At 72.6% G+C, this 22,366-nt stretch carries 20 protein-coding genes and 1 riboswitch; of the genes, 9 read left to right on the forward strand and 11 right to left on the reverse strand.

The annotated features are described in order from the left end of the window. Positions 1-36: 36 nt before the first annotated feature. Positions 37-534, reverse strand: coding sequence for a phosphatase PAP2 family protein (locus tag CTZ28_RS02455; RefSeq protein ID WP_121887498.1), 498 nt, complete (start codon positions 532-534; stop codon positions 37-39). Between the two features lie 133 nt (positions 535-667). Here CTZ28_RS02455 and CTZ28_RS02460 point away from each other — a divergent pair, with 133 nt between their 5' ends. Beyond that, positions 668-2,023, forward strand: coding sequence for a decaprenylphosphoryl-beta-D-ribose oxidase (locus CTZ28_RS02460; protein ID WP_121887499.1), 1,356 nt, complete (start codon positions 668-670; stop codon positions 2,021-2,023). Positions 2,024-2,050: 27 nt separating this feature from the next. Then, positions 2,051-2,806 (forward strand): decaprenylphospho-beta-D-erythro-pentofuranosid-2-ulose 2-reductase, encoded by a 756-nt coding sequence (locus CTZ28_RS02465; protein WP_121887500.1) that lies wholly within the window; start codon positions 2,051-2,053, stop codon positions 2,804-2,806. Positions 2,807-3,094: 288 nt separating this feature from the next. On the opposite strand, the gene CTZ28_RS02470 is transcribed toward CTZ28_RS02465, so the two are convergent. The 3 genes from CTZ28_RS02470 to CTZ28_RS02480 all read right to left on the reverse strand — a co-directional run bounded on the left by CTZ28_RS02470 (position 3,095) and on the right by CTZ28_RS02480 (position 6,505). Further along, a complete protein-coding gene (locus CTZ28_RS02470; protein WP_121887501.1) occupies positions 3,095-3,667 on the reverse strand; it encodes a 2'-5' RNA ligase family protein in 573 nt (190 codons plus the stop codon). A 148-nt stretch (positions 3,668-3,815) separates the two neighbouring features. After that, positions 3,816-4,829 carry a tryptophan--tRNA ligase gene (trpS, locus tag CTZ28_RS02475; protein WP_121887632.1) on the reverse strand — a complete coding sequence of 338 codons (1,014 nt, stop codon included), beginning with the start codon at positions 4,827-4,829 and terminating at the stop codon, positions 3,816-3,818. Positions 4,830-5,044: 215 nt separating this feature from the next. Beyond that, positions 5,045-6,505 (reverse strand): glycine hydroxymethyltransferase, encoded by a 1,461-nt coding sequence (locus tag CTZ28_RS02480; protein ID WP_121887502.1) that lies wholly within the window; start codon positions 6,503-6,505, stop codon positions 5,045-5,047. Between the two features lie 33 nt (positions 6,506-6,538). After that, a riboswitch (ZMP/ZTP riboswitch) is annotated at positions 6,539-6,628 on the reverse strand. 130 nt (positions 6,629-6,758) lie between these two features. On the opposite strand from CTZ28_RS02480, the gene rocD reads away from it, so the two are divergent. Next, positions 6,759-7,988, forward strand: coding sequence for an ornithine--oxo-acid transaminase (rocD, locus tag CTZ28_RS02485; RefSeq protein WP_121887503.1), 1,230 nt, complete (start codon positions 6,759-6,761; stop codon positions 7,986-7,988). A 64-nt stretch (positions 7,989-8,052) separates the two neighbouring features. Then, positions 8,053-8,880 (forward strand): hypothetical protein, encoded by an 828-nt coding sequence (locus CTZ28_RS02490; protein WP_121887504.1) that lies wholly within the window; start codon positions 8,053-8,055, stop codon positions 8,878-8,880. Positions 8,881-9,198: 318 nt separating this feature from the next. Here CTZ28_RS02490 and pdxR read toward each other — a convergent pair whose 3' ends face one another. Beyond that, on the reverse strand, positions 9,199-10,605 hold the full coding sequence (pdxR, locus tag CTZ28_RS02500; protein WP_121887505.1) for a MocR-like pyridoxine biosynthesis transcription factor PdxR: 1,407 nt from the start codon (positions 10,603-10,605) through the stop codon (positions 9,199-9,201). Positions 10,606-10,652: 47 nt separating this feature from the next. Here pdxR and CTZ28_RS02505 point away from each other — a divergent pair, with 47 nt between their 5' ends. Both CTZ28_RS02505 and CTZ28_RS02510 read left to right on the forward strand, forming a co-directional pair. Further along, positions 10,653-11,150, forward strand: a complete 498-nt coding sequence (locus tag CTZ28_RS02505) for a carboxymuconolactone decarboxylase family protein (RefSeq protein WP_121887506.1) — start codon at positions 10,653-10,655, stop codon at positions 11,148-11,150. 93 nt (positions 11,151-11,243) lie between these two features. Beyond that, positions 11,244-12,170, forward strand: coding sequence for a MarR family winged helix-turn-helix transcriptional regulator (locus tag CTZ28_RS02510; RefSeq protein ID WP_121887507.1), 927 nt, complete (start codon positions 11,244-11,246; stop codon positions 12,168-12,170). A gap of 122 nt (positions 12,171-12,292) precedes the next feature. Here the strand turns inward: CTZ28_RS02510 and CTZ28_RS02515 are convergent, their stop codons facing one another. The 4 genes from CTZ28_RS02515 to CTZ28_RS02530 form a co-directional block, all read right to left on the reverse strand. Beyond that, a complete protein-coding gene (locus CTZ28_RS02515) occupies positions 12,293-13,282 on the reverse strand; it encodes a malate dehydrogenase (RefSeq protein WP_121887508.1) in 990 nt (329 codons plus the stop codon). Positions 13,283-13,639: 357 nt separating this feature from the next. Further along, a complete protein-coding gene (locus CTZ28_RS02520; RefSeq protein ID WP_121887509.1) occupies positions 13,640-14,905 on the reverse strand; it encodes a helix-turn-helix domain-containing protein in 1,266 nt (421 codons plus the stop codon). A gap of 546 nt (positions 14,906-15,451) precedes the next feature. After that, positions 15,452-15,925, reverse strand: coding sequence for a DUF3017 domain-containing protein (locus CTZ28_RS02525; protein WP_121887510.1), 474 nt, complete (start codon positions 15,923-15,925; stop codon positions 15,452-15,454). Beyond that, complete coding sequence (locus CTZ28_RS02530) at positions 15,915-16,769, reverse strand: bifunctional methylenetetrahydrofolate dehydrogenase/methenyltetrahydrofolate cyclohydrolase (protein WP_121887511.1); 855 nt, start codon at positions 16,767-16,769, stop codon at positions 15,915-15,917. The genes CTZ28_RS02525 and CTZ28_RS02530 overlap by 11 nt, the downstream gene beginning before the upstream one ends. A 254-nt stretch (positions 16,770-17,023) precedes the next feature. Here CTZ28_RS02530 and CTZ28_RS02535 point away from each other — a divergent pair, with 254 nt between their 5' ends. After that, the gene (locus CTZ28_RS02535; RefSeq protein ID WP_121887512.1) at positions 17,024-17,692 is read left to right on the forward strand and encodes an RDD family protein; all 669 of its coding nucleotides are present in this window, start codon (positions 17,024-17,026) and stop codon (positions 17,690-17,692) included. A gap of 194 nt (positions 17,693-17,886) precedes the next feature. Then, positions 17,887-18,591 carry an FHA domain-containing protein gene (locus tag CTZ28_RS02540; protein ID WP_183154219.1) on the forward strand — a complete coding sequence of 235 codons (705 nt, stop codon included), beginning with the start codon at positions 17,887-17,889 and terminating at the stop codon, positions 18,589-18,591. A 445-nt stretch (positions 18,592-19,036) separates the two neighbouring features. Here the strand turns inward: CTZ28_RS02540 and purH are convergent, their stop codons facing one another. Both purH and purN read right to left on the reverse strand, forming a co-directional pair. Further along, positions 19,037-20,611, reverse strand: coding sequence for a bifunctional phosphoribosylaminoimidazolecarboxamide formyltransferase/IMP cyclohydrolase (purH, locus tag CTZ28_RS02545; RefSeq protein WP_121887513.1), 1,575 nt, complete (start codon positions 20,609-20,611; stop codon positions 19,037-19,039). After that, on the reverse strand, positions 20,608-21,237 hold the full coding sequence (gene purN, locus CTZ28_RS02550) for a phosphoribosylglycinamide formyltransferase (RefSeq protein WP_121887634.1): 630 nt from the start codon (positions 21,235-21,237) through the stop codon (positions 20,608-20,610). The genes purH and purN overlap by 4 nt, the downstream gene beginning before the upstream one ends. Positions 21,238-21,520: 283 nt before the next feature. Here purN and CTZ28_RS02555 point away from each other — a divergent pair, with 283 nt between their 5' ends. Next, positions 21,521-22,357 (forward strand): hypothetical protein, encoded by an 837-nt coding sequence (locus CTZ28_RS02555; protein ID WP_121887514.1) that lies wholly within the window; start codon positions 21,521-21,523, stop codon positions 22,355-22,357. Positions 22,358-22,366 lie beyond the last annotated feature (9 nt).

Here is a 22,366-nt window from a genome sequence, read left to right on the forward strand (position 1 = left end):
CGGTGTGCACACCGTCCGTGAGGGGCGCTGTCTCAGTCACGGCCGCCCCCCTGTCATCCAGCGCGCTCCGAGTCGCGCCGTGAGCGCCCCCAGGGCCGCGCCGGCGGCGACGTCGGAGGGGTGGTGCACGCCCGCCACGAGGCGGGACAGGCACATGGCGGCGGCCGGCGGCGCGAACCCGTACCCGCCCAGCGCCCCGAACGCCACGGCGGCGGCCGTCGCGGAGGCGGCGTGCGAACTCGGGAAGGAGTACCGGCCGATGGTGCGCACGAGCGGCTCGATATGCCCCGGCCGCTCCCGGCGCACCAGGCGTTTGACGCCGGAGCCGGCGAGATGCGCGCCCGCGACGAGCGCCGTGCCGCGCAGCCAGGAGCCGCGCCGTGTGCCGTCCACGGCGGCCCCGACGAGGCCCGCCGCGAGCCACAGCGCGCCGTGCTCACCGGCCAGGGACAGGCCGCGTACGGCGGACGCGACGCGCGGATCGGCACCGCAGGCGCGGAGTGCGGAGAGGATCCGGTGGTCCATGTCGTCCATGTGGACTCACTGTTCACCCCCGCACCGCCAGAACTACGGCAATATTGAGCGACATCCCATTAATCACCCATTTCGGGGAGGCATGTGATGTTTCTTAATTAATCGCTCACATAGGGGCGATACGGTCACCGGCATGTCTGGAGCCATGGTTTCCGTCACCGGCTGGGGCCGCACCGCCCCCACCTCCGCCCGGCTGGTGCGCCCGGGAACGTACGAGGAGGCCGTGACCGCCGTGCGGAACTGCGGGGCCCGCGGTGGCATCGCGCGGGGCCTGGGGCGGGCGTACGGGGACGCGGCGCAGAACGCCGGCGGGGCCGTGCTCGACATGACGGGCCTCGACCGCATCCACGCCATCGACGCCGGCAGCGGCACCGTGCTGTGCGACGCGGGGGTGTCCCTGCACCGGCTGATGGAGGTGCTGCTGCCGCTCGGCTGGTTCGTGCCGGTGACGCCCGGCACCCGCCAGGTGACGGTCGGCGGCGCGATCGGCGCCGACATCCACGGCAAGAACCACCACGTCTCCGGCTCCTTCTCGCGCCATGTGCTCGCGCTGGAACTCCTCACCGCCGACGGCGAGATCCACGCGGTCGGCCGTGGCACCCCCCTGTTCGACGCGACCACCGGCGGAATGGGCCTGACCGGGGTGATCCTGACCGCCACCGTGCGGCTGCTGCCGGTGGAGACCTCGTACATGTCGGTCGACACCGAGCGCGCCACCGACCTGGACGACCTGATGGCCCGCCTGACGGCCACCGACCACCGCTACCGCTACTCGGTCGCCTGGATCGACCTGCTGGCCCGGGGCGCGGCCACCGGCCGCGCCGTCCTCACCCGCGGCGACCACGCGCCTCTGGAGGCGCTGCGCGAGGGCACGCGCGCGCGACGGCGCCCGCTGGCCTTCCGCCCCCGGCAGTTCCCGCCCGCTCCCCCCTTCGTCCCGGAGGGCCTGCTCGGCCGCGTCGGCGTGGGGCTGTTCAACGAGATCTGGTACCGCAAGGCGCCACGCGCGCGTACCGGCGAACTCCAGCAGATCCCCGCCTTCTTCCACCCCCTGGACGGCGTGCCCCACTGGAACCGGATCTACGGCCGCGGCGGCTTCGTCCAGTACCAGTTCGTCGTCGGACACGGCCAGGAGGACGCCCTGCACCGGATCGTGCACCGCATCTCCGTGCGCCGGTGCCCGTCCTTCCTGGCCGTCCTCAAGCGCTTCGGGGAGGCGGACCCCGGCTGGCTCTCCTTCCCGATGCCCGGCTGGACGCTCGCCCTGGACATCCCGGCGAACCTGCCCCGGCTCGGCAGCTTCCTCGACGAACTGGACGAGGAGGTCGCCGCCGCCGGCGGACGCGTCTATCTCGCCAAGGACTCCCGGCTGCGCCCCGACCTGCTCGCCGCGATGTACCCCCGGCTCGCCGACTTCCGTGCCCTGCGCGCGGAACTGGACCCGCGCGGGGTGTTCGTCTCGGACCTCGCCCGCCGTCTGGACCTCTGAGAAGCCCCCGACCCCCAAGGAGCTGTCGTGAAGGACGCCTTCGGCCTCCCCCAGTCCCTGCTCGTCCTCGGCGGTACGTCGGACATCGCGCTGGCCACCGCGCGCCGGCTGATCGCCCGCCGCACCCGTACCGTGTGGCTCGCGGGGCGCCCCTCGCCCGCCCTGGAGAAGGCCGCCGAGGAGCTGCGCGGCCTGGGCGCGGACGTCCGTACCGTCGCCTTCGACGCGCTCGAACCCGAGTCGCACGAGTCGGTGCTCGGCAAGGTCTTCGCCGAGTGCGACGTCGACATGGTGCTGCTCGCCTTCGGGATCCTCGGCGACCAGGCGCACGACGAGCGGGAACCGGTGAGCGCGGTCCGGGTCGCGCAGACCAACTACACGGGCGCGGTCTCGGCGGGCCTGGTCGCGGCGGCCGCGCTCCAGACGCAGGGGCACGGCTCCCTGGTGGTCCTCTCCTCGGTCGCCGGCGAGCGGGCCCGCCGCTCCAACTTCATCTACGGCTCAAGCAAGGCCGGCCTCGACGCCTTCGCCCAGGGCCTCGGCGACGCGCTCTACGGCACCGGCGTGCACGTCATGGTCGTACGCCCCGGATTCGTCCGCTCCCGCATGACGGCCGGACTCGACGAGGCTCCCCTGGCGACCACACCGGACGCCGTGGCCACGGCCATCGAACTGGGCCTGCGACGCCGCTCGGAAACAGTCTGGGTCCCCGGCAAACTCCGCCTGATCATGACAGCCCTACGCCACACCCCCCGCCCCCTGTTCCGCCGCCTCCCCCTCTGACAACCCAGCAGCCCCCGCCCCGAAAGGGGCGCGAGGAACTGCGCGACAAGCCCCCACCGGACCCGCAGCCAAACAACACCCGCACTAACGCCCCGAAAGGGGCGCGGGGAACTGCGCGAGAACCCCCCACCGACCCGCAGCCGAAGAACACCCTCGACGAACCCTCAACATCCAACACCCACGCTGACGCCCCGGAGGGGGCGCGGGGAACTGCGCGACAAGCCCCCACCGAGCCCGCAGCCGAACAACAACCCACCCCACCCCCAGCCAGCGCAGCGCAGCGCACCGTCACCGGCTAGCGATACTCTCCGCATGCCCCACCTGCGGCGGCACCACAGCGCCGCCGAAGGTGAACTCCCGCAGCTTGCGCCACACACCGTCCACCCCCTGCTCGTAGAGCGCGAACCCGGTGCACGGCCACTCGGCCTCGAACCCGGCCAGCTCCCGGAAGGCACGGTCCATCGCCGCCTCCTCGATGCCGTGCGCCACGGTGACGTGCGGGTGGTACGGGAACTGCAGCTCGCGGGCCAGCGGACCGGACCGCTCGCGGACCCGCTTCTGCAGCCAGGAGCAGGTCTCCGCGCCCTGAACGACCTGGACGTAGACCACCGGCGACAGCGGCCGGAAGGTGCCCGTGCCGGACAGCCGCATCGGGAACGGCCGGCCGGCCGCGGCGACCTCGGTCAGATGCGCCTCGACGGCCGGCAGCGCGAAGCCGTCCACCTCCGTCGGCGGCAGCAGCGTGACGTGCGTGGGGATGCCGTGAGCCGCGGCGTCGCCGAAGCCCGCGCGCCGCTCCTGGAGCAGGCTGCCGTGAGGCTCCGGGACCGCGATCGACACGCCGATCGTTACGGTCCCCACGTCGTCTCCTGTCGTCGTCTCGGCTGGGTTGCCGGATTCGTGCTCAGCCGTCCGGCTATCGACTGTACGGCCACTGCTGTGCCGTGGGCAGGCGCAGCCGACGTGATGTGCGGCGCTCTGCCCGAAGGCCGGTGTGCGGTGGTGCGCCTCAGTGTTTCGCGGGCAGGAAGCCCACCCGGTCGTAGGCGCGGGCCAGGGTCTCCGCGGCGACGGCACGCGCCTTCTCCGCGCCCTTGGCGAGGATCGAGTCGAGCGTCTCGGGATCGTCCAGGTACTGCTGGGTGCGCTCCCTGAACGGCGTCACGAACTCCACCATGACCTCGGCGAGGTCGGTCTTGAGCGCCCCGTAGCCCTTGCCCTCGTACGTCGCCTCCAGCTCGGCCACGCCCGTGCCGGTGAGGGTCGAGTAGATCGTGAGCAGATTGCTGACACCCGGCTTGTTCTCCGGGTCGTAGCGGATGACCGTGTCGGTGTCGGTGACCGCGCTCCTGACCTTCTTGGCGGTGGCCTTCGGCTCGTCGAGGAGGTTGATGAGGCCCTTCGGCGTGGAGGCCGACTTGCTCATCTTGACGGACGGCTCCTGAAGGTCGTAGATCTTCGCCGTCTCCTTCAGGATGTACGGCTTCGGCACGGTGAAGGTCTCGCCGTACCGGCCGTTGAAACGCGTGGCGAGGTCCCGGGTCAGCTCGACGTGCTGGCGCTGGTCCTCGCCGACCGGGACCTCGTTGGCCTGGTAGAGCAGGATGTCGGCGACCTGGAGGATCGGGTAGGTGAACAGGCCGACGGAGGCGCGGTCGGCACCCTGCCTGGCGGACTTGTCCTTGAACTGGGTCATGCGGGAGGCCTCGCCGAAGCCGGTGAGGCAGTTCATGACCCAGGCGAGCTGGGCGTGCTCGGGGACATGGCTCTGGACGAAGAGCGTGCAGCGCTCCGGGTCGAGGCCGGCCGCGAGGAGCTGGGCGGCGGCGAGCCGGGTGTTCGCGCGCAGCTCCTTCGGGTCCTGCGGGACCGTGATCGCGTGCAGGTCGACAACCATGTAGAACGCGTCGTGGGACTCCTGCAGGGCCACCCACTGACGTACGGCGCCGAGGTAGTTGCCCAGGTGGAACGAGCCTGCGGTGGGCTGGATCCCGGAGAGCACGCGGGGACTGTCTGAAGCCATGTTCACCATTCTCTCAGGTGTCACCCCCCGATCCCGAACCGACCGGAAACAGCTGGGAGGGACAGCGCGGCGTTCAGGCCGTGGCCGCTGTCGATCGTCGCCGATGAGACGAGGAACACAGACACGCCGTCCGGACCGCCGCGGGAGGTGTCCCGACAGGAACTGACCGGTTCTCCGACCGCCGGGGCTCCCCGCCACCGGGCCGGGGGCGGCGGTCAGCCGAGGTCGACCTCCGGGTACAGCGGGAATCCGGTCACGAGGTCGGAGGCGCGGTGGGAGATCTCGTCCGCGATCTTCGGGTCGAGGATGTGCTGCGCCTTGGACGGGGTGCCCTTGCCGGTGGTGCCGGGTTCGGTGGTGGTCAGAACGCGGTCGATGAGGCCGGCGACCTCGTCCATCTCCGCGGTGCCCAGGCCACGCGTGGTCAGGGCCGGGGTGCCGATGCGGATGCCGGAGGTGTACCAGGCACCGTTGGGGTCGGCCGGGATCGCGTTGCGGTTGGTGACGATGCCGGACTCCAGCAGTGCGGCCTCGGCCTGGCGGCCGGTCAGGCCGTAGGAGGCGGCGACGTCGATCAGGTTGATGTGGTTGTCGCTGCCGCCGGTGACCAGAGTGGCGCCCCGGCTCATCAGGCCCTCCGCCAGCGCCCGGGAGTTGTCGACGATGCGCCGGGCGTAGTCCTGGAAGGAGGGCCGGCGGGCCTCGGCGAGCGCCACGGCCTTGGCCGCCATGACATGCGGAAGGGGGCCGCCGAGGACCATCGGGCAGCCGCGGTCGACCTGGTCCTTGAGGGAGTCGTCGCACAGGACCATGCCGCCTCGCGGGCCGCGCAGCGACTTGTGGGTCGTGGTGGTGACGATCTGGGCGTGCGGGACCGGATCGAAGTCTCCGGTGAGGACCTTGCCGGCGACGAGACCGGCGAAGTGGGCCATGTCGACCATGAGCGTGGCGCCGACCTCGTCGGCGATCTCACGCATGATCCGGAAGTTCACGAGACGGGGGTAGGCGGAGTAACCGGCGACGATGATCAGTGGCTTGAACTCGCGGGCGGAGGCGCGCAGGGCCTCGTAGTCGATGAGGCCGGTGGCCGGGTCGGTGCCGTAGGAACGCTGGTCGAACATCTTGCCGGAGATGTTCGGGCGGAAGCCGTGGGTGAGGTGGCCACCGGCGTCCAGGGACATGCCGAGCATGCGCTGGTTGCCGAAGGCCTGGCGGAGTTCGGCCCAGTCCGCCTCGGAGAGGTCGTTCACCTGGCGGACGCCTGCCTTCTCCAGGGCGGGCGCCTCGACGCGCTGCGCGAGCACGGCCCAGAAGGCGACGAGGTTGGCGTCGATGCCGGAGTGCGGCTGGACATAGGCGTGACGGGCGCCGAACAGCTCCTTGGCGTGCTCCGCGGCGATCGACTCCACGGTGTCGACATTGCGGCAGCCGGCGTAGAAGCGGCGGCCGATGGTGCCCTCGGCGTACTTGTCGCTGAACCAGTTGCCCATCGCCAGGAGGGTGGCCGGGGAGGCGTAGTTCTCGGAGGCGATCAGCTTGAGCATCTCGCGCTGGTCGGCGACCTCCTGGCCGATGGCGTCGGCCACGCGCGGCTCGACGGCACGGATCACGTCGAGGGCGGCACGGAAGGCGGTGGACTCGGCGGAGAGGGACGAGGAGAGGGACTGCTCTGGCATGAGGACCTCCGGACGGCGTATGTACAGCGTTCACGGCTCGGCCCAGGCGCACGGCACTCGGTCTCACTGGGGCCGCTCCCCGATGGTCCATCCCATCCCAGCGCGCCAGTCACGGCCCGCCGGTCAGCCTACCGGGCGAATCGGACGGGCACGCGCGGCGGTGGTCGCACGGTGCTTACGGCTCCGGGTCCGGCCCGCGAGCGAGGATGGGAGAAGGGGGCGAATCCCGACACTCTGGCCCACTGGAGTTCCCGTGAACGCTACGGAGAGGCTCATCGCCGCTGCCGACGCCCACACCGCGCACACCTACCGCCCGCTGCCGGTGGTCGTGGCCACCGCGGACGGGTCCTGGATGACGGATGTCGAGGGCCGGCGCTACCTCGATCTGCTCGCCGGCTACTCCGCGCTGAACTTCGGGCACCGCAACCCGCGGCTGGTGGCGGCGGCCACGGCGCAGCTGGAACGGGTGACGCTGACCTCGCGGGCGTTCCACCACGACCGGTTCGCCGCGTTCTGCAGCGAACTGGCCGAGCTGTGCGGCATGGAGCTGGTGCTGCCGATGAACACCGGCGTTGAGGCGGTGGAGACCGCGGTGAAGACGGCCCGGAAGTGGGGCTACCGGGTGAAGGGGGTGCCCGGGGAGATGGCGAAGATCGTGGTCGCCGGGGGCAACTTCCACGGCCGTACGACGACGGTCATCAGCTTCTCCACGGATCCGGAGGCGCGGGCGGACTTCGGGCCGTACACGCCGGGCTTCGAGATCGTCCCGTACGGGGACCTGACCGCGATGCGGGCGGCGCTCACCGAGAACACGGTGGCGGTGCTGCTGGAGCCGATCCAGGGCGAGGCGGGCGTGATCGTGCCGCCGGCCGGTTATCTGCCGACGGTGCGGGAGCTGACCCGGGAGCGGAATGTGCTGTTCGTCGCGGACGAGATCCAGTCGGGGCTGGGCCGGACCGGGCGGACCTTCGCGTGCGAGCACGAGGGGGTGGTGCCGGACGTGTATCTGCTGGGCAAGGCGCTGGGCGGCGGGATCGTGCCGGTGTCGGCTGTGGTGTCGGGCGCGGAGGTGCTCGGGGTGTTCCGGCCGGGTGAGCACGGGTCGACGTTCGGTGGCAATCCGCTGGCCTGCGCGGTGGGGCTGGAGGTGATCGCGATGCTGCGGTCGGGCGAGTACCAGGCGCGCGCGGCGGAGCTGGGCGCGCATCTGCACCGTGAGCTGGGCGCGCTGCTCGGTACCGGCGCGGTGACGGCGGTGCGCGGGCGCGGGCTGTGGGCGGGAGTCGATGTCGCGCCGGCGCTCGGGACGGGACGGCAGATCTCGGAGCGGCTCATGGACCGCGGCGTGCTGGTGAAGGACACCCACGGCTCGACGATCCGGATCGCGCCGCCGCTGGTGATCGAGAAGGAGGATCTGGACTGGGGGCTCGATCAGGTGCGGGCGGTGCTGGCCGGCCGGCGTGGCGAGGCGAGAGTCAGGTGAGAGCCGGGCTCGGACCGGGCCGCGGGTTTTCCCGCTCCCCTACAGTCGCTTCGTGCTCTTCGGAATGGTGTGCGCCCTGGGCGCGGCGGTCTGTTTCGGTACGGCGACCGTCCTGCAGGCGATCGCCGCGCGCCACGCGGCGGGCACCGGTGCGGGCGGGGATGCGGCGCTGTTGCTGCGGGCGCTGCGGCAGTGGCGGTATCTGGCGGGTCTGGGCCTAGACGGTCTGGGGTTCCTGCTGCAGATCGCGGCGCTGCGGTCGGTCCCGATCTATACGGTCGGCGCGGCGCTGGCGTCGAGTCTGGCGGTGACCGCGGTGGTCGCGGCGCGGTTGCTGCGGGTGCGGCTGAGCGGGGTGGAGTGGGGCGCGGTGGCGGTGGTGTGCGCAGGGCTGGCGATGCTGGGGCTGGCCTCCGGGGCGGAGGGCCATCGGGACGGCTCGGCGGCGTTGCGGTACGCGATGCTGGCGGCGGCCGTGGCGGTGCTGGGGCTGGGGGCGGTCGGCGGACGGTTGCGGAGGCGGGGCCGGGCGCTGTTGCTCGGGCTGGGCGCGGGGTTCGGGTTCGGGGTGGTGGAGGTGGCGGTGCGGCTGATCGACGAGCCGGCGCCGGCGGCCCTGGTCACCAACCCGGCCGCCTACGCCCTGCTGCTCGCCGGGGCGGCCGCCTTTCTGCTGCTCACCTCGGCTCTCCAGCGCGGCTCGGTGACCACGGCCACCGCCGGGATGGTGATCGGCGAGACGATCGGCCCGGCCGCGGTGGGCGTGGTGTGGCTGGGTGACCGCACCCGCGAGGGCCTGACCTGGCTCGCGGTACTGGGCTTCGCGGTGGCGGTGACAGGCGCCCTGGCCCTGGCCCGCTTCGGCGAGGCCCCGGTGACAGAGGCCCCTTGAGCCCCGGGGATCGCCGCAACACCCCGGCTCAAGGGGTGCGGTGGGTTAGGTCCTGTCGTCACATTCCCGTCGTCCGCCCGGAGGGCGGGCCCTGCGGCGTCGTGGGGGTCCCCCCTGGTCGAGCGGAGCCGAGAGCTTGGGGGAGCGTGCTCTCGGTGTGCCGGGCGCGGGCCCTCGTACTGGACGTACTCGGGCCTGTGTCCGGTGCGGCGAGTGGGGGTCCCCCCTGCTCGAAGAGCTCGGGGGAGCGTGCATGGCGTCGCGGGGCTGGGGGCACCTCCCGGCCGGAGGCCGGGGGAGGGAATGTGACGACAGGGCCTACGGCAGGGCGCGGCACAGGGCCTCAAGGGCTGCCGTCCAGGCGTGGTCCGGTGGGGTTCCGTAGCCGACGACCAGGGCGTCCAGGGGCGCGGTGACGGCGTGCTCGTGGCGGTACGTGGTCAGGCCGTGCAGGGCCAGTCCCTGCCAGGCGGCGGCCTGGAGCACCGACTGTTCGGTGCCGGGCGGAAGCCGCAGGACGGCGTGCAGGCCGGCCGCGATACCGGTGACACGGACCTCGGGGGCGCGGGCGGCCAGGGCCGCGACGAGGGTGTCGCGGCGGCGCCGGTAGCGCAGCCGGGCGGCGCGCACATGACGGTCGTAGGCGCCGGAGGTGAGGAACTCGGCCAGGGTGAGCTGGTCCAGCACCCCGCAGGTGTCGCTGTGCCCCTTGGCGGCGGCACACGCGTCGACGAGGGACGGCGGCAGCACCATCCAGCCGAGCCGCAGGCCGGGGGCGAGGGACTTGCTGGCGGTGCCGAGGTGGACGACCTGGTCGGGGGCCAGGCCCTGGAGCGCGCCGACGGGCTGGCGGTCGTAGCGGAACTCGCCGTCGTAGTCGTCCTCCAGGACCAGGCCGCCGGTGCGCCGCGCCCAGTCCACCGCGGCGGCCCGCCGGTCGGGGTGCAGGGCCGTGCCCATCGGGAACTGGTGGGCGGGCGTGAGCAGCACGGCGCCCGCGTCCGGGATGGCGCGGGTGTCGGTGGCCAGGTCGTCGTACGGCAGCGGGCGGGTGGCCAGGCGGGCGGCGGCCAGCAGGTCCCAGTGGACGAACAGGCCGTAGGACTCGACGGCGACGGTGCGGACGCCGCGGGAGCGCAGCACCGCGGCGAGGATCTTCAGGCCCTGCGCGAACCCGGCGCAGACCAGGATGTTCTCGGGGCCGGCACGGACGCCGCGGGAGCGGGCGAGGTAGCCGGCGAGGGCAGTGCGCAGTTCGGGCCGGCCGCGGGGGTCGCCGTAGCCGAGGGCTTCGGTGGGGGCGGCGGTGAGGGCGCGGCGGGCGGCCTTGAGCCATTCGGTGCGCGGGAAGGCGGAGAGGTCGGGGGTGCCGGGGACGAGGTTGTGGGTGGGCCGGTCGGCGGCGCGGCGGCGGGGTGCCCGGCCGGCCGCCGGGACGGCCGCGCCGGCCGGGGACGGCAGCCCCGTGGCCACCCGGGTGCCCGAGCCCTGCCGGGCGGTGAGCCAGCCCTCGGCGACGAGGTCGGCGTAGGCGTCGGCGACGGTGTTGCGGGCGATGCCGAGGTCGGCGGCGAGGGTGCGGGAGGAGGGCAGCCGGGTGCCGGGGGCGAGGCGGCCGGTGCGGACGGCGTCCCGCAGCGCGTCGGTGAGGCCGCGCCGCAGGCCGAGCGAGCCGGTCGGTTCCAAATGCAGGTCGATGCCCAAAGTGGCCCAGGATTCCGCCATGGAAATGGACCATACTCCTGGGCTGCCTGGCTTCTAGGGTCGAAGACATGACCGCACAGGAAAGCATCGAGTACGCACCCGAGACCGCACCCCGCCTGCGCATGGCCGAGCTCGCGCCGGACGTGTACAAGGCGATGATCCGTCTGGACACCGTGGCCAAGCGGGGTCTGGACCCCACGCTGTACGAGCTGGTGAAGATCCGGGCCTCGCAGCTCAACCACTGCGCGTTCTGCCTCGACATGCACACCAAGGACGCCCTCGCGGCCGGGGAGAGCGTCGAGCGGATCGTGCAGCTGAGCGCGTGGGAGGAGTCGCGGCACTTCTACACGGAGAAGGAGCTGGCGGCGATCGAGCTGACCGAGGCCGTCACGGTCCTCACCGACGGCTTCGTGCCGGACGCGGTGTACGAGAAGGCCGCCAAGCACTTCGAGGAGGCCGAGCTGGCGCAGCTGATCGCCGCGATCACGGTGATCAACGCCTGGAACCGGTTCGGGGTGGCCACCCGGATGACGCCGGGTCATTACCAGCCGGGGCAGTACGCGTGACCCGTACCCAGCCGGTCGGCCCGCCCTCGCCGGACCGGTGACGATCGTCGCTGCCTGGACCGGCCATAGTTCTTTGACTAAAGTCAAAGAACTATGGAGCCTGTGGCTGTGGAAGACGTGGCGGACCTCCGCCGGTTCAATCGCTACTTCACGCGCCGGATCGGCGTCCTGGACGACCACTACCTCGGCCAGGACCGGCCGCTGGGCGAGGCCCGGCTGCTGTTCGAGATCGGCGACGGGGTCTCCCTGCGCGAACTGCGCACCCGGCTGGGCCTGGACGCCGGCTATCTGAGCCGGCTGGCGCGGGCGCTGGAGGCGCAGGGCATGGTGCGGGTCGGCGTCCCGCCGCACGACAACCGGCTGCGGATCGTCGAGCCGACCCCGGCCGGGCGCGTCGAGGTCGAGGAGCAGAACCGGCGCGCCGACGCGCTCGCCGCCGGTCTGCTCCAGGCCCTCACCCCGGACCAGCGCGCCGAGTTGACCGGCGCCCTGGCCACGGCCGAGCGGCTGCTGCGGCTGGCGGGGATCACGGTCGAGGTCGTCGACGGCGCCGCACCCGACGCCCGCGCCTGCCTGGACGCGTACGCCGCCGACATCGACGCGCGCTTCCCCGAGGGCTTCGACGCGTCGGACCTGGTCGGCCCCGAGGAGGTGTCCGGGGAGGCCGGCGCGTTCCTGGTGGCGTACGAGGGCGGGGGCGACGGTGTCGAGGGGCCGGGCGCGCGGCCCGTGGGCTGCGGGGCGCTGCGGCGGCTGGAGCCGGGTGTGGGCGAGATCCGGCATGTGTGGGTGCACCGGGACGCCCGCCGCCTCGGGCTGGCCCGCCGACTGCTGGCCGGCCTGGAGGACGCGGCGCGGGCGCGCGGCCTGGACGTCGTACGGCTGGACACGCACCGCACGCTCACCGAGGCGCAGGCGATGTACCGGGCGTGCGGATACACGGAGATCCCGGCGTACGTCGACCACGTCTACGCCCACCACTGGTTCGAGAAGCGGCTGACGGACGGGCCCGCTTCCTGACCGGGTCCCCGGGCGCGGAACCGGGCGGAGGCAGACGGGGGCGGAAACGGGCGCGGGCCCCGCTCCGGGGTGACCGGAGCGGGGCCCGCGTGGCGCGTGACGGGGCGTCGACGAACGGTGGATCAGATGAGGCCGAGGGCGCGGACCGCCTCGCGCTCCTCCGCCAGCTCCTTGACGGAGGCGTCGATGCGGGCGCGGGAGAAGTCGTTGATCTCCAGGCCCTGGACGATCTCGTAACGGCCGTCCCCGGTGGTGACGGGGAAGGAGGAGATCAGGCCCTCCGGGACACCGTAGGAACCGTCCGACGGGATGCCCATGGAGGTCCAGTCGCCCTCGGCGGTGCCGTTGACCCAGGTGTGGATGTGGTCGACGGCGGCGTTGGCGGCGGAGGCCGCGGAGGAGGCGCCCCGGGCCTCGATGATCGCGGCGCCGCGCTTGGCGACGGTCGGGATGAACTCCTCGGCCAGCCACTTCTCGTCGGCCACGACCTCGGCGGCGTTCTTGCCGGCGACGGTGGCGTGGAAGATGTCCGGGTACTGGGTGGCGGAGTGGTTGCCCCAGATGGTCAGGCGCTTGATGTCGGCGACCGTCGAACCCGTCTTCTTGGCCAGCTGGGTCAGCGCGCGGTTGTGGTCCAGGCGGGTCATCGCGGTGAAGCGCTCGGCCGGTACGTCCGGGGCGGCGGCCTGCGCGATGAGCGCGTTGGTGTTGGCTGGGTTGCCGACGACGAGGACCTTGATGTCATCCGCGGCGTGGTCGTTGATGGCCTTGCCCTGCGGCTTGAAGATGCCGCCGTTGGCCTCCAGGAGGTCACCGCGCTCCATGCCCTTGGTGCGCGGCCGGGCGCCCACGAGGAGGCCGACGTTGGCGCCGTCGAAGGCGACGTTCGGGTCGTCCGTGATGTCGATGCCCTGCAGGAGCGGGAACGCGCAGTCGTCCAGCTCCATGGCCGTGCCCTCGGCCGCCTTCAGCGCCGGGGTGATCTCCAGGAGGCGCAGCTTGACCGGCACGTCCGCGCCGAGCAACTGGCCGGAGGCGATGCGGAAGAGCAGGGCGTAACCGATCTGGCCGGCCGCGCCGGTGACGGTGACGTTCACGGGAGTGCGGGTCATGGCGTTCTCCGTATGACAGCTGGCGGTGGGGCGTCCCTGCCCCGGGGGTACGGGATCCCCGCCCCGGCGTGCGGCCGGTGCCCGCCGCGACGATCGATCACGGGTTCGGATGATCGATCTCTTGGCGTCAAGAGAGATCCAGCGGTCAGGCTATCGCGCATCCGGCATCCCGGACGGCCCGCCCCGTGTGGCCCACCCCACAGGCCCCCGGAAGCGGCGGCCGCCCGTCCGGGAGAGGTGAGACAGGGGCGGCCGCCACTCGGGGACACCGGAATCCGGATCCCGTGGGGGTACGGTTCGCGTGCCCCCGATGACGCGGACCATGCGCACCCCGCGGAGGGAATGTGACGACAGGGCCTACGGCGTGCAGCCCGTCTGGCCCGTGGACAGGGTTGCGCAGGCCTTCGCCTCCGTGGCGGCCCGCACGGCCACCATCGGGGTGTACGCGCCGGTGTCACCGGTCGCGTCGACCGCGCCGGTGTGGCTGGTGGTGCCGGCGGCGATACGGACCTCGTCGCCCGGTCCGGCGCCGCTGATCCGCCCCCATGCCGTGCCGCAGGTCTTGCTGTAGCGGACCTCGACCGTGGTGGTGCCCACGGTGACGGACTTGGCGGTGGTCACCAGGTCGCCGCTGCACCCCATGGTCTCGGCGTCCTTGCCCGTGCAGCCGCTGCCCGCGCACTTGACCCCGGGGGGCAGGTCGGCCGCGGTGCTGGCGGACGGGGAGGGCGACTTGTCGGCGCCCTCGTTCTTCTTCTCGCCGCCGTTGCCGGTCAGGAAGAAGACGGCGCCGATGACAACGGCCGCTCCGGCCAGGCCGGCCAGGAACATCACCGTCCGCCGCCTGCCGCCCGGCCCCCCGGGCACGGGGGCGCCGGGCACGGGGGCGCCGGGGCCCGGCGCCTGCGGCTGCTGCCCGTACGGGCCCGGGGCTCCCGGGGTCCAGCCGGGACCGTCCGGGGACGCGGACGGAGCGGGGCCGGAAGAACCGGAAAACCCGAAAGAACCAGAGGAACCGGAGGAACCAGAAGGAGGAGTCGGCACGGACGGTGACGGCGTGCGGCCGCCCGCCCGCGAAGGGCCCTGATACCCGGCCACTCCCCAGGAGTTGCCGCCCTTCCCCGGATTCCGTCCGGCTCCCTCGCGCGCGTCGGCGTCGGGCGCCGTCGGCTGGGGCGGGATCGTCGGGGAACCGCCCATGGGGCCCGCGACCCCCGGCGTCGCCGTCGCGCTGCCGCCCTTGCGGGCCGTCCCGCCCCCGTTCCTGCCCACCGCAGGCCCACCGAACTCTCCCAGCGCGGCGCGCGCCTGGGAGATCCGTATCGCCTCCATGGTCATGTCGTGGCGCATCTCCGAACGACTCCAGGCGCGTTCGGCAAGCTCCCACATGGTCGTGAGGTGGATGGGATTGGTGCCGGTGACCTCGGCGAGCGCGACGATCGCGCCCTTCGGGGCGAGGAGCCGTCCGTTGAGGTAACGCTCCCAGGACGTCTTGCTGTAGCCCGTGCGGTCGGCCAGCGCCGCGATGCTCAGCTCGCTGCGGTCCACGAGTCGCCGCAGCTGGCTCGCGAACTCCTTGACCTGCGGATCGAGTTCATCCGGCAAGGCTTTCCAACGAGGCATGGGTTCCCCCCTCTTCCCCCCGGTCGGTGCTGTTGTGTTCCCGGCGTCCGCCCCGCGTTTCCCCCGCGTGGCATCCCGTCGCCAGTCCCCGTTCTGGCTACCCACAGGGCTGCGTCCCTCCAAAGGATCGCAGCTCTGTGGAGGGGGGCGCACGGGAGCATCGGACCCGTTGGTCATGCACCGTTGCACGCCGCCCGGCACCCGGTCCACCGGGCTGTCGCGTTGGGACACGTTAGCCCGGCTGTGCGCGCACTTCCTGACACATCCCCGAACTTGTCAAGACATCGACACAGTGCGCACGGAGTGGTGACCTCGCCCGTCCCAGGGGCCGCCGTGACACCCGCGGACCTCTCTTTGTCGCAGAGCGCGGACACCGTACCGGAACGGTCACTTCCGTGCCACAGCGCCCGGACAGCCGTTGAACAGGCCACTCGTGGCAGGGGAGGGTGGAGACGCGACGGCGGCCCGTCCCCGCTCGGGGGAGAGGACGGGCCGCCGTCCTCCGGCGAGGCCGCCGGACCGACAAGCAGTACCCGCGCCGCGGAGCTACTGGTCCAGCGTGAAGTGCAGGGTGTCCTTCAGGAACGGGATCTCCAGCCACGGCCTGGGCTGGGCCATCATCGCCAGCAGGACGATCGCGAGCCCCAGCACGCCGTAGGTGGCGATGTCCGTGAAGCGCGAGCGCACGGCGAGCATGCCGACGCCGGGCAGGAACCAGCGCAGCACCGCGCCGGCCAGCAGGGCGGCGCCGATCAGCAGCGTCCCGTACCGGACCACGTCGAGGGCGATCAGCAGCAGGCCCAGGGCGACCGCGGACAGCACGACGAGCATCGGCCACTGGCGGGCCGGCGCCGGCAGGTCACCGGATGTGGCCCGGCCGCCGCCCTCGGGGCGTGCGGTGTCCCTGGTGAACGACGGGAAGCGGCGGGTGGCCCGCTTGGGGCGCCCCGCGGGCTCGGGCGCGCTGGTCGCGTCGCGGACCGTCGGCTCCGCGTCCGGGTGGGTGTGGTCAGCCGACACTGCGCTCCGCCGCCTCGACCACGTTGACGAGCAGTTGCGCACGGGTCATCGGGCCCACGCCGCCCGGGTTCGGGGAGATCCACCCGGCGACCTCGGCGACCCCGGGGTGCACATCGCCGACGATCTTGCCGTCGGCGCTGCGCGAGACGCCCACGTCCAGGACCGCGGCCCCCGGCTTGACGTCCTCGGGCCGGATCAGATGGGCGGAACCCGCCGCCGCGACGATGATGTCCGCGCGCCGGAGGTGCGACGACAGATCACGGGTGCCGGTGTGGCACTGGGTGACTGTGGCGTTCTCACTGCGCCGGGTGAGCAGCAGCGGCATCGGACGGCCGATGGTCACGCCGCGGCCGACGACCACCACCTCGGCGCCCTTGATCTCCACGCCGTGGCGGCGCAGCAGGGTGAGCACGCCGTTGGGGGTGCAGGGCAGCGGGGCGGGCTCGTTCAGGACGAGCCGGCCCAGGTTCATCGGGTGCAGGCCGTCCGCGTCCTTGTCCGGGTCCATCAGCTCCAGGACGCGGTTCTCGTCGATGCCCTTGGGCAGCGGCAGCTGGACGATGTAGCCGGTGCAGGCCGGGTCCTCGTTCAGCTCGCGGACGACCGCCTCGATCTCCTCCTGCGTCGCCGTGCCCGGCAGCTCGCGCTGGATGGAGGCGATACCCACCTGGGCGCAGTCCCGGTGCTTGCCGGCGACGTACTTCTGGCTGCCGGGGTCGTCCCCGACCAGGATCGTGCCGAGGCCGGGCGTGACGCCCTTCTCCTTGAGCGCCGCCACGCGGGCGGTCAGATCGGACTTGATCGCGGCTGCGGTGGCCTTGCCATCGAGAATCTGGGCGGTCATACCCCCATCCTCCCGGATGACCGCCCCCTGGTTCCAATCCGGGGGCCGCCCGCGCCCCCACCTCCCGGTTCGTCCAAGATCGCCGATGTTGCACTTGCACAACACCTGGCCGATACGGCTGGACAAGGGCTGACCCAGCCATGACGATGAACGGCGCAGTATCGCGGTCCGTGTTGGGGGGCAAACCGCTCATGCTCTGACGTTCCTCCGCGCCATCCGCGTCGTCCCCGCAGTACAACGGAGGAAAACCCGCCATGAGTTTCGGCTCGCCCCAGAACCCGTACGGCCCGCCGCACAATCCCCAGCAGGGTCACGGCTACCCGCAGCAGCCGGGGCAGCCCGGCTACGGCTACGGCTATCCGCAGGCTCCGGGCATACCGCCGCAGCAGGGCTACGGCTACCCGCAGCAGCCCGGCTACCCGGGTGGCGGCCCCGGCCCGCGAGTCGCGTCGATGGGCCGCCGGTTCGGCGCCCGCGTGATCGACTTCGTGATCCTGTTCATCATCTACATCGTCTTCGCCGCCGTCGGCGTCGCCGGCTCCCTCGGCTCGGTGCAGGACTGCGACCCGAACGCGGCGGACTACAACACCTGCATCAACAACGCGAGCTCGGACTTCATGTCCGGCTTCGGCGCCGTCATCGGCGTCCTGGCCATCGCCGGTCTGCTCTACGAGTGGCTGATGACCGGCCTGGTGGGCGCGACCCTCGGCAAGCTCGCCGTCGGTCTGCGCGTGGTGAAGGCCGACACCGGCCAGAAGCCCGGCCTGGGTTCGGCGTTCATCCGCTGGATCATCCCGATGGTCGGCGGCTTCGTCTGCGGCATCGGCCAGCTGATCGTGTACCTGTCCCCGTTCTGGGACAAGTCCGGGCGCCAGCAGGGCTGGCACGACAAGGCCGCGAGCACGATGGTCGTCCAGAACTGACCCGCCGGACAGAACTGAGCCGTCGGAACCGGCCGGTCGGAGCCGACGGGGCTGAACCGGCCCGCGGCGGACGCCGATCCGCGTCCTGACGCCGGGCACAGCCAAGGGCCGTGTCTCACCCGTACAGGGGGGACACGGCCCTGGTGTGTCGTCCTAGTCTGGCTGGGTAGCCGTCAGGCACGGGGAGACGCACCTTGTACAGCATCATCGTGGTACCTCCGCCGGCCATGGGGGACGACCGGCGCCCGCAGATCCGCCTCGCCCCCGGCGAACGCCTCGCCTTCGGCCGCTCGGCGCCCGGCAACGACCTGGCCATACCGCACGAGGGAGTCGCGCGCCGAGCCGGTGCGATCACCGCGCAGGGCACGTTCTGGCTGCTCAGCAACCTCTCCGCCCACCAGACGTACGTCGTCGCGGAGCCGGAGGGCGCGGGCGAGCACATCAAGGTCGGGCCGGGACGGCTGGACGCGCCGGTGCCGTTCGAGTTCTCCAGGATCGTCCTGCCCGCCGCCGGCGATCTGCTGGCCCTGGAGGTGTGGGCGCCGCGCCACGACCAGTTGCGCGGCGGCGCCGGCACGACCGGCGACACCATCGCGCCCGTCTACTCCGTCGACCGCACCAAGCGCTACTTCGCGGTCCTGGCCGCCCTGTGCGAGCCGCGGTTACGGGGCGACCCGCACGCGCCGCTGCCCACCGTCGACCAGGTCGTCGAGCGGCTGCGCCCCGGCTGGCCGGCCGTCTCCCGCACCACGGTGCAGTGGAACATCGGCTATCTGGGCGTGAAGCTGCGTCTCGACGGCAAGAAGGAGTCCCTGGTCTCGCTGGCGCTCCGCTTCGACGTCGTACGCGAGGACGACCTGACCGTCCTCACCCGCCCGGCGCCCCGCACCACCCGATGACCGCCCCGCCCACGGTCAGCGTAGCCGCGGGGCCACCGGGTCGGCGCCCGGAAGCTGCGCGAACTCATCGACCACGAGCTGAAGTCGCGCCGCGGCCCGCCCCTCGACGGCGCCGCCGTCCTCGCCCCGGAACGGGCCGGGACCTCGCCGTGTTCCCTCGACGTACCACGACCACGCCGACCGGCCTCAAGGAACGCGCCCAGCCCGGCGAATGGCGGCCCTGCCGCCTCCCGCCGTCACCACCCGGGCCGCGTCCGCCTGTTGGCGCGCCGACTCCGTCCGATGCCGCGACGACGCGACCGGCGCCAGGCTGCACACCGGCGCCAACCCGTCCGGGTTCGTCGGCAGGTTCGAGACCGGCCCGGCGCGAGCCGCTGTCACCGCGCGGACCCAACCGCACGGCCCCGCGCGACGGTGTCACGCGGGGCCGTGCGGGAGGCTGCCGTCAGTGGAAGAAGTGGCGCGTGCCCGTGAAGTACATCGTGACGCCGGCCTTCTCCGCTGCCTCCACGACGAGTTCGTCGCGGACCGATCCGCCGGGCTGGACGACGGCCCGGACGCCGGCCGCGGTGAGGATCTCCAGGCCGTCGGGGAAGGGGAAGAACGCGTCGGAGGCGGCGTACGAGCCCTCGGCCCGCTCGGCGCCGGCCCGCTCGACGGCCAGCTTCGCCGAGTCGACCCGGTTGACCTGGCCCATGCCGACGCCCACCGAGGCACCGTCCTTGGCGAGCAGGATGGCGTTGGACTTCACCGCCCGGCAGGCCTTCCAGGCGAAGGCCAGTTCGCGCAGTTCCCCGGCGGTGAGGGCCTCACCCGTCGCCAGCGTCCAGTGGGCCGGATCGTCGCCCTCGGCCTGGAGCCGGTCGGTGGTCTGGAGCAGGACACCGCCGTCGATCTGCTGGGCCTCCACCCGGTTGCACGGGCCGTTCGGGGCCCTGAGCACCCGGATGTTCTTCTTCTTGGTGAGGGCCTCCAGGGCCCCCTCCTCGTAGTCGGGCGCGACGATGACCTCGGTGAAGATCTCGGCGACCTGCTCCGCCATCTCCTTGCTGACCGGCCGGTTCACGGCGATCACACCGCCGAAGGCGGACAGCGGGTCGCAGGCGTGCGCCTTGCGGTGCGCCTCGGCGACGTCCGCGCCGACCGCGATGCCGCACGGGTTGGCGTGCTTGATGATCGCGACGCACGGCTCGTCGTGGTCGTACGCGGCACGGCGCGCGGCGTCCGTGTCCGTGTAGTTGTTGTACGACATCTCCTTGCCGTGCAGCTGCTCGGCCCGCGCCAGACCGCCGCCGCTGCCGTCGACGTAGAGCGCGGCGGGCTGGTGCGGGTTCTCGCCGTAGCGCAGGGTGTTCGCGCGCTCCCAGGTGGCGCCGAGGAAGTCGGGGAAACGCGACTCGTCGACCGGCGCGTACTCGCTTGCGAACCAGCTCGCGACCGCCACGTCGTAGGCCGCCGTGTGCTGGAAGGCCTCCGCGGCCAGCCGCTTGCGGGTGGCGAGGTCGAAGCCCCCGTCCCGCACGGCGGCGAGGACGTCGGCGTACCGCTCGGGGCTGGTGACGACGGCCACGGACGGGTGGTTCTTGGCGGCGGCCCGCACCATGGACGGCCCGCCGATGTCGATCTGCTCGACGCACTCGTCGGGCGAGGCGCCGGAGGCGACGGTCTCACGGAACGGGTACAGGTTGACGACGACGAGACCGAACGGCTCGACGCCCAGCTCGGCCAGCTGCTGCCGGTGGCTGTCCAGCCGCAGGTCGGCGAGGACGCCCGCGTGGACCTTGGGGTGGAGGGTCTTGACCCGGCCGTCCAGGCACTCGGGGAATCCGGTGAGTTCCTCGACCTTGGTGACGGGCACGCCCGCCGCGGCGATCCGCCCGGCCGTGGAGCCGGTGGAGACGAGTTCGACGCCGGCCTCGTGCAGCCCGCGCGCGAGCTCCTCGAGCCCGGTCTTGTCGTAGACGCTGACGAGCGCGCGACGGATCGGCCGCTTGCCGCTCTCGATGGTCTCGGCGGTCACTGGATAACTACCTTTCGTCCCTCAATGCGGTGGCCGTGGCGGGCGAGCCGGCCGACGACCTCGACGAGCAGCCTTCGCTCGACTTCCTTGATGCGCTCGTGCAGCGCGCTCTCGTCGTCCTCGTCCCGGACCTCCACCACGCCCTGAGCGATGATCGGCCCGGTGTCGACGCCGTCGTCGACGAAGTGGACGGTGCAACCGGTGACCCTGACCCCGTACGCGAGCGCGTCCCGCACGCCGTGCGCCCCCGGAAAGCTGGGCAGCAGCGCGGGATGCGTGTTGACGAAGCGTCCGCCGTACCGCGCGAGGAACTCCTTGCCGACGATCTTCATGAACCCGGCGGAGACGACGAGATCGGGCCGGTGGGCGGCGACGGTCTCGGCGAGCGCGGCGTCCCACTCCTCGCGGGTGCCGTAGTCCTTGACCCGGCACACGAAGGTGGGCACCCCGGCGCGCTCGGCGCGGGCCAGCCCCTCGATGCCGGCGCGGTCGGCACCGACGGCCACGATCCGCGCGCCGTAGGCCTCGGCGCCCTCGGTCGCGATCTCGTCGAGGAGCGCCTGCAGATTGCTGCCGGATCCGGAGACCAGCACGACGAGGCGCTTGACCTCGGGCTTGGCGGCCACGATGGGGCCCTTTCTCGGGGGTGCGTCGGTACGACGGCCGGACCCGTACGGCAGTTTGTACATTCGTACGATGGCTTCGCGCCCCTGGATACGGGGAACTCTACGAAGCGGTCGGCCGTCAGCAACGATACCGGCATACGGGAAGGCCCCCACGGGACGGGGGCGTGGCCGGAAGGTAGCGTCTGGGAGGGAGCGGTTCGGGAACGCTGTCGTCGCGCGGTGCGTTGCCGAAGTGTCAGCTCACGTCGGACAGCCGTAATCACCTAGGGAAGACGCTCATTTGATGCCGGACCGCAGTCTGCGACTCCTCACGTTCCCCCCGCAGTCGGTGCAGGGAGGGGAGCGTGGTGCCGTGCTGGTGCGGGAGCGGCCGGCCTCGCCGCCCAACGCCCCCTCGGGCGGGCAGACCGGGGACGAGCGGGGCGGCGCAGCGCAGGACGACAACCCGTTCGCGCCCCCGCCGGAGGGCACGCCGGACCGTCCGTGGCAGCCGCGGCGGCCCACGGACGGGGACGACTCCTCCTCGGACGAGAACGGCAGCCCGCGGCAGCGGACCCCCTGGGGCAGCCAGTGGAGCGACCGGCAGCCGGGCCGCTCCTCCGGCGGCTTCGGCGAGCGCCCCGGCGCCGGTCCGGAGGGCCCGGGCGGCGGCCCCGGCCCCGGCATGCGCTGGGACCCGACGGACCCCGCCCAGCGCCGCGCGCGCTACGCCCTGCTGTGCGGGATGTGGGCCTTCTTCTTCGCCCTGTTCAGCTGGCCGTACGTGGCCCTGCTGCTGGGTGCGCTGGCCCTGTACTGGGGCGTCGGCGCGCTGCGCGCCAAGCCGCGCACGCGGACCCTGGAAAACCCCGCCAACCCTGCCGACCCCGCCGGCACCGCCGATCCCGCGCCCGCCCGGACCGGCCGCCCGCAGACCGGCCGCCCGCAGACCGCGGCTGCGGTCAGCGGCCTGGTCACCGCGGGGCTGGCCCTGGCCCTGGTCGCCGCGACCTTTACGGCCCAGCTGGTCTACCGCGACTACTACACCTGTGTGAACGACGCCCTGACCAACGAGGCCAGACAGTCCTGCAACCATCTGCTCCCCCAGGAACTCCGCACTCTCCTGGGCACAAACACCTGACCCGCCCCA

The organism is Streptomyces shenzhenensis (genome assembly GCF_003688995.1).
In the GTDB taxonomy this organism is placed as follows: domain Bacteria; phylum Actinomycetota; class Actinomycetes; order Streptomycetales; family Streptomycetaceae; genus Streptomyces; species Streptomyces shenzhenensis_A.

Bases quoted from the DNA above. Each gene is read 5' to 3' on its own strand.
- CTZ28_RS02455 (WP_121887498.1), bottom strand. From the start codon at position 534: ATGGACGACATGGACCACCGGATCCTCTCCGCACTCCGCGCCTGCGGT.
- CTZ28_RS02460 (WP_121887499.1), top strand. From the start codon at position 668: ATGTCTGGAGCCATGGTTTCCGTCACCGGCTGGGGCCGCACCGCCCCC.
- trpS (WP_121887632.1), bottom strand. From the start codon at position 4,829: ATGGCTTCAGACAGTCCCCGCGTGCTCTCCGGGATCCAGCCCACCGCA.
- CTZ28_RS02480 (WP_121887502.1), bottom strand. From the start codon at position 6,505: ATGCCAGAGCAGTCCCTCTCCTCGTCCCTCTCCGCCGAGTCCACCGCC.
- CTZ28_RS02490 (WP_121887504.1), top strand. From the start codon at position 8,053: ATGGTGTGCGCCCTGGGCGCGGCGGTCTGTTTCGGTACGGCGACCGTC.
- pdxR (WP_121887505.1), bottom strand. From the start codon at position 10,605: ATGGCGGAATCCTGGGCCACTTTGGGCATCGACCTGCATTTGGAACCG.
- CTZ28_RS02505 (WP_121887506.1), top strand. From the start codon at position 10,653: ATGACCGCACAGGAAAGCATCGAGTACGCACCCGAGACCGCACCCCGC.
- CTZ28_RS02510 (WP_121887507.1), top strand. From the start codon at position 11,244: ATGGAGCCTGTGGCTGTGGAAGACGTGGCGGACCTCCGCCGGTTCAAT.
- CTZ28_RS02515 (WP_121887508.1), bottom strand. From the start codon at position 13,282: ATGACCCGCACTCCCGTGAACGTCACCGTCACCGGCGCGGCCGGCCAG.
- CTZ28_RS02520 (WP_121887509.1), bottom strand. From the start codon at position 14,905: ATGCCTCGTTGGAAAGCCTTGCCGGATGAACTCGATCCGCAGGTCAAG.
- CTZ28_RS02530 (WP_121887511.1), bottom strand. From the start codon at position 16,769: ATGACCGCCCAGATTCTCGATGGCAAGGCCACCGCAGCCGCGATCAAG.
- CTZ28_RS02535 (WP_121887512.1), top strand. From the start codon at position 17,024: ATGAGTTTCGGCTCGCCCCAGAACCCGTACGGCCCGCCGCACAATCCC.
- CTZ28_RS02555 (WP_121887514.1), top strand. From the start codon at position 21,521: ATGCCGGACCGCAGTCTGCGACTCCTCACGTTCCCCCCGCAGTCGGTG.